10 protein-coding genes are annotated in these 15,549 nt (G+C 57.9%); 4 read left to right on the forward strand and 6 right to left on the reverse strand.

Annotated features, from left to right (window positions below; translation table 11 throughout):
* Positions 1–704, forward strand: a 704-nt coding sequence (locus tag AC19YQ_RS02345) for a thiamine pyrophosphate-dependent enzyme (RefSeq protein ID WP_500594498.1), incomplete at its 5' end; no start/stop codon positions are given.
* On the opposite strand, the gene AC19YQ_RS02350 is transcribed toward AC19YQ_RS02345, so the two are convergent.
* Positions 699–1,628, reverse strand: coding sequence for an AraC family transcriptional regulator (locus tag AC19YQ_RS02350; RefSeq protein WP_339473759.1), 930 nt, complete (start codon positions 1,626–1,628; stop codon positions 699–701). The genes AC19YQ_RS02345 and AC19YQ_RS02350 overlap by 6 nt on opposite strands.
* Positions 1,629–1,946: 318 nt before the next feature.
* Between AC19YQ_RS02350 and AC19YQ_RS02355 the strand changes: the two genes are divergently transcribed.
* Together AC19YQ_RS02355 and AC19YQ_RS02360 are read left to right on the forward strand one after the other, a co-directional pair.
* A complete protein-coding gene (locus AC19YQ_RS02355) occupies positions 1,947–2,261 on the forward strand; it encodes a putative quinol monooxygenase (RefSeq protein ID WP_339473761.1) in 315 nt (104 codons plus the stop codon).
* A gap of 34 nt (positions 2,262–2,295) precedes the next feature.
* Complete coding sequence (locus AC19YQ_RS02360) at positions 2,296–2,529, forward strand: hypothetical protein (RefSeq protein WP_133075775.1); 234 nt, start codon at positions 2,296–2,298, stop codon at positions 2,527–2,529.
* 52 nt (positions 2,530–2,581) lie between these two features.
* Here AC19YQ_RS02360 and AC19YQ_RS02365 read toward each other — a convergent pair whose 3' ends face one another.
* The 5 genes from AC19YQ_RS02365 to AC19YQ_RS02385 all read right to left on the reverse strand — a co-directional run bounded on the left by AC19YQ_RS02365 (position 2,582) and on the right by AC19YQ_RS02385 (position 8,786).
* Positions 2,582–3,202 carry a flavin reductase family protein gene (locus AC19YQ_RS02365; protein ID WP_500594499.1) on the reverse strand — a complete coding sequence of 207 codons (621 nt, stop codon included), beginning with the start codon at positions 3,200–3,202 and terminating at the stop codon, positions 2,582–2,584.
* Between the two features lie 149 nt (positions 3,203–3,351).
* On the reverse strand, positions 3,352–3,726 hold the full coding sequence (locus AC19YQ_RS02370; RefSeq protein WP_500594500.1) for a heme utilization protein: 375 nt from the start codon (positions 3,724–3,726) through the stop codon (positions 3,352–3,354).
* A 347-nt stretch (positions 3,727–4,073) separates the two neighbouring features.
* Positions 4,074–5,396 (reverse strand): MFS transporter, encoded by a 1,323-nt coding sequence (locus AC19YQ_RS02375; protein WP_133075773.1) that lies wholly within the window; start codon positions 5,394–5,396, stop codon positions 4,074–4,076.
* A gap of 297 nt (positions 5,397–5,693) precedes the next feature.
* Positions 5,694–7,028 carry a sigma-54-dependent transcriptional regulator gene (locus AC19YQ_RS02380; RefSeq protein ID WP_339473765.1) on the reverse strand — a complete coding sequence of 445 codons (1,335 nt, stop codon included), beginning with the start codon at positions 7,026–7,028 and terminating at the stop codon, positions 5,694–5,696.
* A 3-nt stretch (positions 7,029–7,031) separates the two neighbouring features.
* A complete protein-coding gene (locus tag AC19YQ_RS02385; RefSeq protein WP_500594501.1) occupies positions 7,032–8,786 on the reverse strand; it encodes a sensor histidine kinase in 1,755 nt (584 codons plus the stop codon).
* A gap of 136 nt (positions 8,787–8,922) precedes the next feature.
* Between AC19YQ_RS02385 and AC19YQ_RS02390 the strand changes: the two genes are divergently transcribed.
* Complete coding sequence (locus AC19YQ_RS02390) at positions 8,923–15,540, forward strand: NEL-type E3 ubiquitin ligase domain-containing protein (RefSeq protein WP_500594502.1); 6,618 nt, start codon at positions 8,923–8,925, stop codon at positions 15,538–15,540.
* Positions 15,541–15,549: the final 9 nt, after the last annotated feature.

A 15,549-nucleotide genomic window follows, 5' to 3' on the forward strand; every position in this document is an offset into this window, starting at 1 on the left:
CCCTGGCCCTGGTAGCCGATGCGAACCTGGCCGCCCAAGCCTTGCTGTCGAGCCTTGCTCAAGTGCCGCCACGGCAGGCGGACTGGGGCTCAGAGCGGGTCAGTCGCCTCAAGGCGCAACTGGCCACTGAGTGGGATGCGCCGACCCGGGCCCCAACCCATTTCTTGCAGGCTGTGTTCGATGTGCTGCCGGATGCGGTGTGTGTAGGTGATTCAACCCAGCCGGTGTACACCGGCAACCTGACCTTCAACCCCGAGCAGCCGCGTCGCTGGTTCAACTCATCAACCGGCTACGGCACCCTGGGTTATGCCCTGCCAGCAGCAGTCGGTGCCTGGTTGGGCCGTCGGGCAGAGGGGAAAGCGGGTGGCCCGGTCTTGTGCCTGATCGGTGATGGAGGGTTGCAATTCACCTTGGCTGAACTGGCCAGTGCAGTTGAGGCACGCACACCGATAATCGTGTTGCTGTGGAACAACCAGGGCTACGGCGAAATCAAAAAATACATGCTCAATCGCGCCATCGAGCCCGTGGGCGTCGACATTTACACTCCGGACTTTATCGGTGTGGCCAAGGCGTTGGGGTGTACCGCGCAGACGGTCGAGGGCGAAGCGCAATTGCGCGCAGCCCTGGCCAGTGCCGCCGACCGCCAGGGCCCCAGCGTGATAGAAATCGATGAATGGCACTGGCAGCAATCGCTCGCGCTATAGGCTCATGCGCAGGCGTGCCAGATCCCGCACCGGTGGCGCGCCGAACTGACGGCTGTACTCGCGGCTAAATTGCGACGGGCTTTCATAGCCCACGCGATAGCCCGCTGCCGATGCATCCAGCCCCTCACTGAGCATCAGCCGCCGCGCTTCGTTGAGGCGCAATTGCTTTTGGTACTGCAGTGGGCTCATGGCGGTCATGGCCTTGAATCGATGATGCAGCGTCGACACGCTGAGATTGGCCTCCCGTGCCAGGCTATCGATGCGCAGCGGCTGTTCAAAGTTACCGTTAAGCCAGGAAATCGCCCGGCTGACGCGATGGTTTTGACTATTTTCGCTGGCGATTTCATACAGGCGGTGGCCCAGGGGGCTGCGCAATAGCCGGTATAAAATCTCACGGCGAATCAGTGGCGCAAGCATGGCGATATCTTTGGGAGTGTCGAGCAGGCGTGTCAGGCGCAGCAATGCGTCGAGCATCGGCGGGTCAATGGGCTCAACGTAAAGGCCCCGTCCGGTCGGTCGCGACGGCACGCCCATGGGGCCCGCATCGCTGATCAGGGTGGAGATTTGCGCAGGATCAATATCCAGGCGCAAGGCCAGTACCGGGTGTTCGGGGGATATTTCCAGCACCCTGCCGCTGATCGGCATCGACACAGACACCACCAGATAATTGAGCGGGTCGTAGGCGAAGTATTCATCCGCCAGCCGCACCTCTTTACGGCCCTGGGCCATGATGCACAGCGCGGGTTTGGGCAGGCTGGGGGCAAAATCACTGGGTTGGCTGTAACGGGACACAAACAGCGCCTCGACACCGGTATCGAACGAGCCGTCTTCAGGAGCGTGGCGGTAAATCAGGTCTGCCAGTTCCACGCGCTGTTTTTCAAGTGCGGGGTCGAGCGCGGGCCGCGGCGGTTCTAGCAGTGACATAGGTCGCATCCTCATTAAAGCAACAGGGCAGGTACAGCTTAAGTTTGTGCAAGGCCAAGGGGTAGCCGATTTCTGCCGTTGTCTTGCCTGATCCTGTCATTGCCAGCGCTCATGTACCAGCCAAACCCGTTGCAGACGTACAGCCTTGCTCAAAAAGCCAAAGGCGAGGCAGACGGTTCAAGTGCGCAATCAGAAGGGGAATTAACGAGGTTTTGCAGAATCGTGCAAGCCTGGGGCAGGAATCGACTAACGGTCACGGGGGCTGGCCTTTAAGCTTTGAACCTCTCCCTGACACCCTTTTCCTTTGTGGAGGCCAGCATGCCCCAGTCCAATGCCGTCAGTCATATGACCCTGGTTCGCGCCCGCGCAGGGTGTTCGGTCCAGGTCCAGGCGTGCCTGAGCCAACTGATTGAACCGACCCTGCAGACGCCCGGGTGCCTGCACTTCGCCTTGCAGCATTGCCAGAGCGATCCGCTGCTGTGGCAGGTCGCGGGCTATTGGCAGGATGAAACCTCGATGCAGGCGTATTTCAACTCATCGCTCATGGATGTTTACGGCGTGCTGGTCTACCAGCAGGTGGTGGATAGCCTCGATTTCAAGACCTTCAACGATGCGAGCGGGTTGAACAGGTAGAATGCCGGTTTTTCCATTGGCCGGGAGTTGAAGCATGGCGCGTAAAGAGTTTGCACATTTTGAAGCGGTATCAGCCGTGGTTCCGGTTGAACCCGGGATTTACCACGCAGCGATTGCAGTCAAAGCCTTGTACGAAGGTGGAGCACCGCGCTTTCACAAAGTACTGATCGAGCAAACGTTCAAAACAGCGACCGCCGCCGATGCTGCTGCCGCGCAACAACTTGAAGCCCTGCAGGGCGTCACTGAAGACGCCGAGCTGGTCTGGTAGTTGTAGGTTTGTTGAGGTTTGGTTGTGGCTCACAACCAAACCTCAACAGGCCCTAACGCGGGCGATGCATTTTGAACAGTGCTTCGGGGCCTAGCTGGAAGTAATCCGCCGGGCCGCCACCGCGTAAAATCGGTTCGGCGGCTGCGGTGTCGTAAATCCCTTCTTTAAGCAGGTGTCTGGCGATATGTACAGCCACCACCTCACCCAGAATCAGCCAGCTTGGCACCAACGCCTTGTCTGCGCGTTGCAGCTGGATGATCTGCGTGACCTTGCACTCAAACGATACCGGCGTTTCGGCCACGCGCGGCACACTGATCACCCGCGAAGCTGCAGTTGTCAGGCCTGCCAGTTCGAACTCATTCACCTCGGGGCCGACCATGGCGCAGCTTTGGTTCATCGCTTCGGCCAAGGGACGTGTGGCCAGGTTCCAGACGAACTCGCCGGTTTGCTCGATGTTATTGAGGCTGTCTTTGCGGCCCACACTGCAAAACCCGATGATCGGCGGGATGTAGTTAAACGCGTTGAAAAAGCTGTAGGGAGCAAGGTTCAGCCGGCCTTGGGCATCCTGAGACGAAATCCAGCCAATCGGACGCGGGCCAACGATGGCGTTGAACGGATCGTGGGGCAGGCCGTGGCCTTGGGAGGGTTCATAAAAATGAATATCGTCATGCATGGGAGTAGTCCGCAAACGGCTGATATAGAGCCCCTATAGTGCAAGGCCTTGGGGCTGATTACAAAAGCGGCTACGGGTTTTCGCAATTTTCTTTCCCCCAGAAACGACTAAGCCCGGCCAGGGCCGGGCTGAAGTGCCTCCTTCAGGTGTTAGCTGAAAAGGGCGCCATTGGTGCGATCGTAACCATCCGAGGCAAAGGTATCCGAATGGGTACGGCTGAAGCCGTCTTCTGCGAAGGTGGCCGAGCCAGTTTTGTCGAAGCCGTCTTCTGCGAAGGTGGCCGAGCCGGTTTTGTCGAAGCCGTCTTCTGCGAAGGTGGCCGAGCCGGTTTTGTCGAAGCCGTCTTCAGCAAAAGTAGCCGAGCCGGTGCGATCAAAGCCATCAGCGGCAACAGCGGCCGAACCTGTGCGGCTGAAGCCGTCTTCAGCAAAGCTCGACGAGTGAGTACGGTCGAAACCATCGGCGGCAAAAGCATTGAAAGCCAGGGCAGAGAAGGCGGCAGCGAGGATCAATTTGGTTTTCATGATGAAGCTCCTTGTTTCGTGTTTGAGATGTTCAGTGGGTATGGGTTTAAGACTACGCCGATTAATTTGATTAAAAAGCGCAAAAAATAGCGATAAATAATCGATTTATTCGATGTGTATGCCCGCGCAAAAACAGGTCAACGGGTGTCTGCTCTTGCATTTGGTGACGATTCACATCAGCCAGCGATAGAGGTCTTGCTGAAATGGATAGTGGCCTAACAGAGTTAACTGACTATTAAGTCAGATAACGCTGACGCACTTAGTAGAGAGGGAGGGGCTTTGGAGGGGGCAGGCATGAAGGTGTTGCAGATGCAACCAGCCCCGTGTGGGGCTGGTTGAGGCGGGGCTTAGTCTGTTTCGATACGCGAGTGCTTGCGGGTGTCTTTCATGGTGGCGTACACCGCCAGCGAGCACGCGATACAGGCAGTCACGTACCAGTAGTAACCGGTTTCCATGCCTGCGCTCTTGAACCACAGCGCAATGTATTCAGCGGTACCGCCGAAGATCGACACGGTCAGCGCGTAAGGCAAGCCTACGCCCAGTGCGCGGATTTCTGTCGGGAACAGTTCAGCTTTCACCACGGCGTTGATCGAGGTGTAGCCGCTGACAATGATCAGCGCGGCCATGATCAGGAAGAACGCGCCCCACCAGGTGGTGATGGTGTGCAGGGTGGTGAGGATTGGCACGGTGAACAGGGTGCCCAGCACGCCGAAGGCGATCAGGATTGGACGACGTCCGATCTTGTCCGACAGAGCGCCCACCAATGGCTGAATGCACATGAACAGGAACAGTGTGGCGGCCGAAATGGTGGTGGAGTCAGAAATGCTCATCCCCACGGTGTTCACCAGGTATTTCTGCATGTACGTGGTGTAGGTGTAGAACGCCAGCGTACCGCCCATGGTCAGGCCGACAACGGTCATCAGCTCTTTAGGGTGGCGCATCAAGGTGCGCATGGCGCTTTCTTTAGGCTTGACCCGGACCTTTTTGAACGACTCGGTTTCTTCCATGCCACGACGCAGATACAGCGCGACCACGGCGCACAGGGCACCGATCACAAACGGAACGCGCCAGCCCCAGCTGTACAGCTGTTCTTCGGTCAGGGTCTGTTGCAGAACGATCAATACACCCAGGGCGATGAGCTGACCCGAGATCAGGGTTACGTACTGGAAGCTGGAGAAAAAGCCACGACGTTCCTTGGTCGCCATCTCGCTGAGGTAGGTTGCCGAGGTGCCGTACTCGCCACCCACGGACAACCCTTGCAGCAAACGGGCGAAGACCAGCAGCACCGGTGCCCACACGCCAATGGTTTCATAACCTGGCGACAGGGCGATGACCAGCGAGCCGAAGCACATCAGCAGCACCGAAGCCATCAGTGCGGCTTTACGGCCTTTGCGGTCAGCGTACAGGCCCATCAGCCAGCCGCCGATCGGGCGCATCAAAAAGCCTACGGCGAAGATGGCCGCGGTATTGAGCAATTGTGCGGTGGTGTCGCCCTTGGGGAAAAAGGCCTTGGCGAAGTACAGCGAGAATGCGGCGTAGACGTACCAGTCGTACCACTCGACCATGTTGCCGACGGAGCCACTGAAAATCGATTTGATACGGCTTGAGGTGGTCTTTTCTTTGGGGGCCGCAGACGCGGACCCGGCAGGCAGGGTGCTGGAGTTATCCATTGAATGGATCCTTCTTTCATTGTTTTTTTATAGCGCGTCAAAACGCGAGCTTGCAGGGCTATAGCAGGAGTTGTGCCAAGGCTGCAGGGCCCGGTTTACAAGGGGGGAGGGTGGTGAGTGAGCGGGAATCCGCTGGTTTGCAGGTGCGTCATAGGCAAGAATCCGCCTATCTGACAAGCGTTGCAGGCCCAGACTCTTGTGGGAGCGGGCTTGCTCGCGATGGCATCACTTGGTTTACCTGAACCACCGCGCCGTCCGAATCGCGAGCACGCCCGCTCCCACAGAAGCAGGAATCGCTTAACTGCTCCCCAAAAATGCCTCGCGCACCAGCCCATGACGCTGCATTTTTTCATTGAGGGTACGGCGCGGCAGTTGCAGCTCATTGAGCACTGCCTTGATATCACCTTTATGTCGGGTCAGCGCAGCACGCAGGCATTGCGCCTCAAAGGCTTCCTGTTGCGCCACCAGTGATTGCCCTGTTTCGGGGTCGTCCAGTTGCGGTTCGCTCAAGCCCAGTACGTCCCGCTCGGCAACGTTGGCCAGTTCGCGCACATTGCCCGGCCAGTCGTGGCTCAGCAAACGGGACAGTTGTGGCCCGCTCAGCGGTTGTGCGCTGCGCCCCAGGCGTTCGCCGGCACTGTGTGAAAAGGCGTCGTACAGCAATGGAATATCTTCTCGGCGCTCGCGCAACGGAGCCAGGCGCAGTTGCGCCACGGTCAGTCGATAGGCCAGGTCTTCGCGAAAACGCCCGGCGCGGGCTTCTTCGAGCAAGTCGGGTTTGGTGGCGGCAATCACCCGCAGGTTCACGCTGATGCTCTGGTTGGAGCCCAGGCGCTCCAGCTTTTGCTCTTGTAGTACCCGCAGCAATTTGGCTTGCTGGGCCAAGGGCATGCTTTCGATTTCATCCAGAAACAAGGTCCCGCCATCGGCGTACTCCAGCTTGCCGATGCGCTTGCCCAGCGCCCCGGTAAATGCCCCGCTTTCGTGACCGAACAGCTCGGCTTCAAACAACTGCTCGGGGATTGCGGCGCAGTTGAGCGCCACGAAAGGTTTGTCGGCACGGGGGCCAAAATCATGCAGGCAGCGGGCGACCAGTTCCTTGCCGCTGCCGGTCTCGCCACGGATCAACACATTGACCGGCAGTGGCGCCAGCTCCAGCACCTGACGGCGCAAGGTCTGCAAGCTGCGCGACACACCCAGCAAGCGCCCGTCGATCAGTTCGCGCAGGTCAGCCTGTTCGTGCAAACGACGGTTTTCGAGTACCAGCTGGCGCTTTTCCAGGGCTCGACGCAGGCTGCTCAGCAGTGCTTCGGGGCTGAAGGGTTTTTCGAGAAAGTCGTAAGCACCCTCGCGCATGGCTTCGACGGCCATCGGGACATCACCGTGGCCTGTCAGCAAAATCACCGGCAAGTCCGCATCCAGTTGCTGCAATCGGGTCAGCAACGCAAGGCCGCCCATGCCCGGCATGCGCACATCACTGACAATCACCCCGGCAAAATGCGCAGGCAGTTGAACCAGGCAGTCTTCGGCGCAGCTGAACAACTGCACTTCAAAGCCGCTCAGGCTCAGCCATTGCTCCACGGCATTACGAATACTGGCCTCGTCATCGACCACGATCACCGAGTTGAGCATGTTTCACATTTCCTGTGCGATGGGCAGCGTCAGCGTGAATTGTGCGCCATCGGCCCGGTTGCAGGCGGTCAAGCGACCGCCGATTTCGTGAACAATGGCGTAAGACACCGCCAGGCCCAAACCTAATCCGTCACCCACCGGTTTGGTGGTGAAGAACGGATCGAAGATTTTACCCAGATGTTCCTCCCTGATCCCGCCCCCGCTGTCGCTGACCGTCAAGTGCCATAGCTGTTGATTGGCCTCGATGCGGATTTCCAGGTGTTTGCGCGGTGTGTCGAGCATGGCGTCAAGGGCGTTGCGCAGCAGGTTGATCAACACTTGCTCCAGACGGATCGCATCGCCGCGTACCCAGGCCGGGCGAATCAGATTGATCGTCAGCTCTATGGCTTCTTCCTGAAGGCGCGGCTCCAGCAACTGCAGGGCCTGATCGACCACGGTTGCCAGGTCCAGGCGCTCGCGCAAACCGCTGGGGCTCTGGCGGGCATAAGTCTTTAAATGGCCGGTGAGTGCGGCCATGCGCTTGAGCATTTGCTCCAACGGGTCCAGGGCTTTATAGGCATCGTCGATACGGCCGTGATCCAGCAACAGACGCAAGGTCGCCAACTGCATGCGCTGGGCGGTCAGGGGCTGGTTGATCTCGTGGGCCAGCGCCGCCGACATTTGCCCCAGTGCCGCGAGTTTGGCTGATTGCACCAGGCTATCTTGCGCAGTGCGCAAATCCCGGGTGCGGGCTTCGACCAGTTGCTCAAGCTCCTCACGATTGCGCTGGCGCAAACGCCCCAGTCGCCAGCGCTGGAATAAAAAAAGCCCCAGAAACACCAGCGTCAGCCACAGGCCAATCGCCGCCAGTGCGGCATTGCGACTGTCTTCCGCGGCGGTGACGGGACGGCGTAGCAGGTGCAGCGTCCAGCCTTCTGCGCTCAGTGGCAACGACCCCCACAGATAATCTGCCTGACCGTCGGGACCGTCGACGCGGGTCAGGGAGCTGGCTTCATCAAAGCTGCGCAGGGTGTGGGTTTTCATCAGCGTCAGGGGTTGATCGTGGTACTGGCGCGTGGCGGAAATTTCGCTGCGATCGCTGTCACTCAACGGTCGCAACAGGCGATAGCGCCAGCCGGGTTGGTTGGCAATAAACACAATGCCCCGGGCGTCGCTGACCAGCAGGGTGTCGTTGCCGTGGCTCCATTCACGCTCCAGTTGCGGGAATTCAAGCTTGACCACCATCGCCCCCAAGAACCTGCCGTCGGCATCGAGCACCGCGCTGGACAGAAAGTACCCCGGTATTCCACTGGTCACGCCCACGGCATAAAAGCTGCCGCTGCCCTGGCTGCGGGTCTGCTTGAAATAGGGCCTGAAGCCATAGTTATGGCCCACATAGCTGTTGGTGGTATTCCAGTTGCTGGCGGCGACGGCCAGGCCGGTGCTGTCGAGCAACTCCAGGGTGGAGGACTGGGCCGCACCGTTGATGCGTTCGAGCTTTTCATTGAGTGCGGCCTGTTCGTGACCGGTCAGGGGCTTGCTTAAGGCCGACACCAGCTCCGGGTCCAGTGCCAGTACGGCGGGCAGGGCGCGATAGCGTTCAATCAGCGTGTGCAGCGAGTTGGCATACAGGTTCAGTTGTTCGGGCCCGCGGCGGGCGCTCTCTTCCAGCGCATGACGTTCGGCCTGGCGCATCGCCCAGCCGCCAGCCAGAGCCGCTCCGGCCAGAATCAACAGGCAATACAGCGTCAAACGCAGGGTGCGAGACGTCACAGGCATAGTGGCAAACCGCTCGAATGGCAGGGCGCGAACCATATCATGACGCCAGTACCTTGCAGGAGACGGGATAACTATCTACCGCCGCGCAGGTTTTGCTCAGGGATATGTTGGCTTTCAACCCAGCGGAATCCTAGCCATGACGACGAGTTTACCCCCTGTGCGCGGTCGAGCACCGTTGCTGTTGTCCAGTACGCAATGGGCGCAAAAAGAGGCGCTCACCTATCTGTCTTCAGTTGTCGAAGCCAACTTCAGTGGCCTGAGCGAGGCGCATAAATTCAATTATCCCGTGCTCTATCGCAACGCGCTGGCATCCCTCAAGGCGATCGAAGACGAGATCAGCCGGATCAAGGCCGACTTCAAGTCAACTCACCTGGCAGTACTCACCCGCGAACTCAAGGAGCTGCTGGGCGTTGATGTCGACCCCGAGCTCGCACGGATTCATACCCGTTATCGTGAAAATATCGAAGAGGACCTGCTTGAGTACATGACCCGCATCAGCGGCTCACCGTCTGCTGCCCGCGAGCCCAAATTCACCTTCAGTCCCGGACGTACGCCGCGCGCCGTGGACGAGTCCAGGTTCATTGAACATCTTCGCTCGGTCTCGTTGTGGGATGCCGCGTGCGAGAACTTCAGTTACAGGACTGACTCGGTGTTGCTCAAGCCCTACAGCTTTGAACAAGCCAGTCACATCGACTATACCGCCGGTTTGAGGGGCAGGCCTGCCGGGCCTTTTATCCAGATTGTGCGAAAACTGGATCTGGGTGCGAAGCTCAAACAGTTGCTTGATGGCGCAACTGCGCAGGATGGCTCATTGACGCAGCGGGTGGTTACAGCGGCCAAAGCCGGTTTTGAGTTCGATTTGCTGGAGGCTTACCGCAACAGTTTTGTGTCGAAGGTCAATCGTACCGATTACGAACGTTTGCTCAGCATGTTGAAAGGAGACTCAGTTGCGCACATTTGGCCGGTATCAATGGGGCTCAAACCCGCGATCCCGGAGAAATTCATCAGAAATCCGGGGGGCAACGCAGAAGACCTCAAGTTGCTTTTTTACGGGGAAAACCACCTGGACTTCTCCGGGCACGGCGAAATTGCGCTTCCTCTTTTCCTGATCAAGGTTCCTGAGGTGTCTGGTGTGTTCAGCTATTTCCCACAACGCCTCGGCGGAGCTCTTTTGTGGCACAAAAGCGTAGACAGCGGCTTCAAGCATTTTTTGCAGCAACTCAGGCAGGACCACAGCAAAGGTCAGCTTGGCTGGTTTGTCAGGCATCTGGGGTTGAAAGACCTGGGAGGCTTCAACAAGCTGCTGAGTGACGAGCCAAGGCCCCAGGGCATCACCTGGCTCGCAGGTGTTTTGCATGATGCTTTTCGCAGTGCGTTTCCCGAGCCAGACCTGGACAGCCTGCAACTGTATGTCGAAATCAGCACAAGCGGTTCTCAACCATTGGCCAACAGAATTGGAGAGCGGCAGACCGCGCGGTTTCGTGACAACTTGAGCCTGTTGGCCACTAGCAAGTCAGCACTGGATTGGCAGGCTTTCAAAGAGGCATTGTCTGACATAGGCAGTGAAGTGCTGACGATGCTCACCACCCCCATGCCCGGAGGTGTATCGGGGCTCAATGCAATTATGCAGGCCGCCATATTGGGCTCCCTGGCCTATAGCCTTGTACAAGGCGTGAAGGAGGCGAGACAGGGAGAGGCCACGAACTTTGCCGGTGCATTGGCCGACAGCGCCGACTTGTTGATCAGTGCCCGCTTGGTGGGTGTGGCGGCCAAGGCTTACCGCCAGCGTATGCAAGGCCTGTGGGCCACTCTTGGCCAGCCGCGCAAGGTCACCAATCAGTCGGGTGGCGTCGAGTTGTGGCGGCCGCAGTTGAGCGCATACCCGCACCTGCAGGCAGACGCACTCGATGGCCGGGTGCCCAACGCTGAGGGTTTGTATGACATCGATGCAAAGCGGTATGCCAAGGTTAAGGAGGGCGACAAGGCCTGGGTGGTAGAAGTCACCCATGACGCGCAGTCCGGTTTTTACGTGCTTAAAACCGATAATGCGCAGGCATTCAGGCCCTCGGTGGCGTTTGACCCCGGTCAGCAGGTCTGGCGCCTTGCGCTGGAGGATGTTCAGGGGCTGGACGACAAGCACCTGCTGCAGCGCATGTTGGCGCTGGATTTGCCTGATTCTGCTCCAGGTGACATAGAGCGCATGTTAAGCATCACCGGCACCAGCCGTGAACAGCTTGAAAACACATGGCAAGGTCAGCTTATTCCAGGCCCGCTGGCCGATGGCGTGCGTCGGCTTCAAGCTGACCGACTGATCGAGCAAATCAAAAGCGACTTTCCCCAGCGCGGCGAAATGCCTGTCAACGCTGACAGCGCAGTGTTGTGCATGCTGACACAGCTGAAGCTTTGGCCCGGGGAGACGGTGCTGGATGTGTTCAATCAGCAGGGTCATCTGGTTGAGTCTTATGGCAAGGATTATCGGCCCGGCACCCCTGTGAACCATATTGAAATCAAACGCCTGGATCACGGTACGTATGTGGCCAGGCATGATGTCACCCAGGGCAGTGCCCAGGTCGAGCAATTGTTCACGCTGATTCTCGACCAGTTGCCCGAGGCTTCACAACTGGGCCGCGAGAGCAATCCGGACCTGAGCAAAGCAGGGCGAATTGCTTCGATACGTTGGCAAATTGCCGACCTGGCCCGAGAGGATAAGCCCCTCCTGATCAAGGCACTGACAGCGCTTTATGGGCACAAGCGCAACGATCCGATTGCCAGCTCAGACCCTGCCAAGAAGTATTTGCCTTTGGTGTACCCACCCCTTTCGGGTACCACGACGCCATTGCTGGCCAAACTTCATCAGCTTAATGCCTGGATGTCGGTGGAGAGCCTTGAACCGTTATTGGCTTCGCACCCTTTTACGCCCTCTCAGGTCACACAGGCTCTTGAACAAGGCATGCAGCCTTTGGCGTTTGCCCGTGCAGCAAACCGCTTGCGGACACGGCTGCGGGTAGACATTGCCCTGGACGGGATCTATCACCGGCGGGCCTGGAGCCCTGATATCGATTTATGGACCCGAGAGTTCGCAACAGGGGTTTTGCGCGACAGGCTCAACCGCAGGTTGGTGGTCACGGATGTGAGTGCTCCAGCCTCAACGGATGGCTACAGCCCCACCGGGCCTGATGATCCAACCATCGTCCTGCGTCAGACTCAGGCTGGCACCTTCGAAGTTTCTGATTTTCGTCGCGCAGGCACAGTGACCATCAGCTCAACCCCTGACAGCTTCTACCTGGCGATCAACTGGGTGTTGCGAGAGAGTGAACGTTTATCGCTGGGTATGGATGGCGCCCGGGTATCGGGTCTGCGCCAGGCAGTGGGTGATGCAATGCTCGCCCGGCGACAGCCTGATGGCACCGTTAATCTGTGGGACAAGACCACCTTCCAATTTGAGCGCAAAGAGGTTGTGCTGCGCGATCAGGTACCCGGTGAACTGGGTCTTTATCGTATCGATGATAAAAATTACCTGTCGTTGCATGGTTCTGTTTATCAGGTCGACTTCGACCCTGTGATCAATAAATGGCGCATGAAGCACCCGAATAAAATCGGGGTCAACGAGCCGGCTCTGGAGCACAACTACAACGGTGCATGGCGCCAGACAATCGAGAACCCCCTGCAGTGGGAAGGGCTCAAATTGTTGCGCCGGCTGCGAGCCCGACCTGAATCCATCAGTGATGAAATGGGCCATAAAATCATGGCTGTGAGCAATACCAGCGAAGGTGTATTGCGTCAGATTCACATGAACAACCTCGCACCACCGCCCTTGTTGGTGGACTCCTGGAAGCGCTTCGAGATCGAGGCCGAGATTCAGCGCTTCGTAAAACAAATGCAGGCACACCATTCCCTGTCCGAAGCCCGCAGCGATATTCATCTGTTGCTGATGCAGAGTTTGCCCGGCTGGCCTGCGGACAAGGTACTTCAAATTGTCGACTTGCAAGGTAATACGCTGCAGGAATACGGGGCCGACCTGAGCAGCACCGCGCCTCGGATCAGGGTGACGATCAATGAGACCGATAACGCCAGCCTGTTGCTGCGCGCGCTGCTCTCGCGCATGAATCAGGCCGATACATTGAGTCTGCTGGGCGAGTACCACCTCTCTATCGAGGAGCGCATGCTGGCGCTGGCTAAAAAAGTTGCCGCCCATGCGCTTGCGCGTCAAGCCACGGTGTTCAAGTCGCTCTATGGGCGCCTTGAGCGCAGTTCGGATCCGCACGTGAGACTGGTTCAAAAAAATTATCCAGAACTACCTAAAAGCATCATCGAACATTTGCTCCGCCACACCTCCGGTCCCGAGCGCACCGACTATTTCGATAAAGAGATGATTGCCCCGCGTTTTTCGGAGCAGGTTGACTGGACGGCCAGGGAGGTGCGGCTGGCCCGCGCTTACGAAGGTTTGTATATCGGGGCGACGGCAACTGCGGACAGTGAAATGCTCACACTGCGCATGCTGCAGTCCTTGTCGGGCTGGCCAGCTGGCGCAAGACTTGAGGTTCGCCGCGATGATGTCAGTGGTCAGTTGCTCGACAGTATCGGTGCCGCTGATGCTGGCAGCTCACGGGTGCTGGTCAAGACAGGTAGCCAGTATCAGGCCTGGTCGCCAGACGGGCAGGCACTTAATCCACCGTCTGCAACCGACAACAATTTGCTGTCCTCCATTTTGTATTCACTCACCCCGGCAGAGCGTGCGGCCATGGATGTCCCGAACGTGGGTGACACGGCAACGCTGGCAAAAAAAATCAGTGATCAGGCGATCAAGGACCGGATAAGTGTCCAAGCCCTGTTGGGGTTGCAGCCACCTGCTCCGCCGCGCAAACCGCCGATGGACCTGGACAGGTCGTTCATCGCTTATCCACTGACAATCAGTATGGGTGGCTCGGACCACTCTCTGTATTTGATGCGTGAAGCACAATATCTGTACCCCACATGGAGCTATCACAAGATTGTCGACTATCTGGACGCGTTGGGCGGTACTGAATCTTCTCGGCGTGCCCATGTGGCGGTGAGCCGGGCGCAGTTCGAGACCATGCAGGTTGAGCTGGATGGGTGGGCGCAAATCCAGCTGTACCCTAGCGGTACTTCTCATATGGCGATGGCAATGCCGGGCCACAGGCTCCAGGTGTGTGAGCGAATCGTGCAGGCCTGGCGCAGGGAAACCCAGATAGCCCGGGACAATGATGGCAATGTTATTGGGCCCATACTCGACTTTTATGGCCTTGATGTGGGTGACCTGCCAGCACTGACAGGCAACTTGAGTCATATCCGGGTACTGCGAATGGACTGCATGAATTTGCGCAGTGGTTCTGGAGAGTTTCTGAATGGTTTTCCGCATTTACACACGCTGAGCTTGTCAGGTAACCGTCTGGGCGATATTCCTTCAGCGATTGCAGGCATGACTCAGTTGAGGTCACTCGACCTGTCGGGCAATCGCCTTGTACTGACTTCCGACAATGTTCAGCGGCTTGCGTCTTGCTCAATGCTTGAAGTATTGAGCCTGGAAAACAATCCGTTAGGGATTGCACCCGATGTGAGTCAGATGTCCGGCTTGCGCACTTTGAACCTGCAAAACACAGGGATTTCTCAGTGGCCCAACGGGTTATGGGCACTGACTCAGGTTCGATGGGCCAACCTTCGCAATAACCTGATTCGCGACATTCCAGATGCCGTTTTCAGCGCCCCCCCGACAACTACGGCCAACAGCGTTACCAGTGTTTCCGGCAACCCGATTTCTGCACAAAGCCGTGACCGGATCATCGCTTACTGGGTCCGGGGCGGCAGTGACTTTGGCTATGGACCATCGATTGCCCATGCCATTGATCATGCTCAGGCACAGGCGTCGGTAAACGATGTTGCGCCGTGGCTACCCTTGGGCCTGACCGGTGCGCAAAAGCAGGCCAGGACGCAGCAGTGGGCGTTGTTGCGAGGATCCGGGGAGGCAGCCAAGGATTTTTTTGAAACCCTGGCTTTATTCGCCACCAGTCAAAACTTGATGGTGCCTGCCGTGTGGGAGCAACTGACAAATCGGGTGTGGGTACTCGTTGATCAGATGCTGGCGAACACGCAACTGCGTGATGCGCTGCTGACCCGGGTCTTTCGTGAAGAGCGTAGCTGCGGTGATGGTGCCATGGTGCTGTTTGAGAACATGGAAGTCGAAGTGCTGATTCATGAAGCTCTGAATAATACAGGTCAGGCCCAGCGCGAAGCGGAGCTTTTCAAACTGGCCAAACGGCTATTCCGTTTAAGGCAGGTCGACCAGGTTTCAGATGCCGAAGTCCGCAGGCGGGTCGCGGCAGGCGGTAATCCTGATGCCGCTGAAGTCATCCTGTTTTATCGGGTGAAACTGGCAGATGACCTGGATTTACCGACCCGTGCGCGCTCTATGTTGTACGAGTCCACAGCAGGGGTGTCTGATCAACAAGTCACCGAGGCCAGAGACAGTATTTTGGCTATGGACGGTAGCCCGGCGTTTATGCATTCGATCATGTACGAATCGTTTTGGCGCCGTTTTCTGGAAAGCACATACGCAGACCGTTTCGCTGCCATCGAAGCGGATTATCAGCGGGACTACAAGCAACTGGCCGAAGAGCCGGGGCTTTCAGATCAGGTGGAGTTGCAAAGAGGAGCAGCGCTTACAACCGACCGGGATCAGAGAGTCAATGTGCTGATCGAGGAACTGACGCTTAAGGCCTATCAGTCCAGTGAGTAATTGAGCTGC

This window comes from Pseudomonas sp. MF06569, from assembly GCF_059862735.1.

What these genes read in the sequence shown, in the direction of transcription:
- AC19YQ_RS02350 (WP_339473759.1), bottom strand. Translation starts at nt 1,628, where the DNA reads ATGTCACTGCTAGAACCGCCGCGGCCCGCGCTCGACCCCGCACTTGAA.
- AC19YQ_RS02355 (WP_339473761.1), top strand. Translation starts at nt 1,947, where the DNA reads ATGCCCCAGTCCAATGCCGTCAGTCATATGACCCTGGTTCGCGCCCGC.
- AC19YQ_RS02360 (WP_133075775.1), top strand. Translation starts at nt 2,296, where the DNA reads ATGGCGCGTAAAGAGTTTGCACATTTTGAAGCGGTATCAGCCGTGGTT.
- AC19YQ_RS02365 (WP_500594499.1), bottom strand. Translation starts at nt 3,202, where the DNA reads ATGCATGACGATATTCATTTTTATGAACCCTCCCAAGGCCACGGCCTG.
- AC19YQ_RS02370 (WP_500594500.1), bottom strand. Translation starts at nt 3,726, where the DNA reads ATGAAAACCAAATTGATCCTCGCTGCCGCCTTCTCTGCCCTGGCTTTC.
- AC19YQ_RS02375 (WP_133075773.1), bottom strand. Translation starts at nt 5,396, where the DNA reads ATGGATAACTCCAGCACCCTGCCTGCCGGGTCCGCGTCTGCGGCCCCC.
- AC19YQ_RS02380 (WP_339473765.1), bottom strand. Translation starts at nt 7,028, where the DNA reads ATGCTCAACTCGGTGATCGTGGTCGATGACGAGGCCAGTATTCGTAAT.
- AC19YQ_RS02385 (WP_500594501.1), bottom strand. Translation starts at nt 8,786, where the DNA reads ATGCCTGTGACGTCTCGCACCCTGCGTTTGACGCTGTATTGCCTGTTG.
- AC19YQ_RS02390 (WP_500594502.1), top strand. Translation starts at nt 8,923, where the DNA reads ATGACGACGAGTTTACCCCCTGTGCGCGGTCGAGCACCGTTGCTGTTG.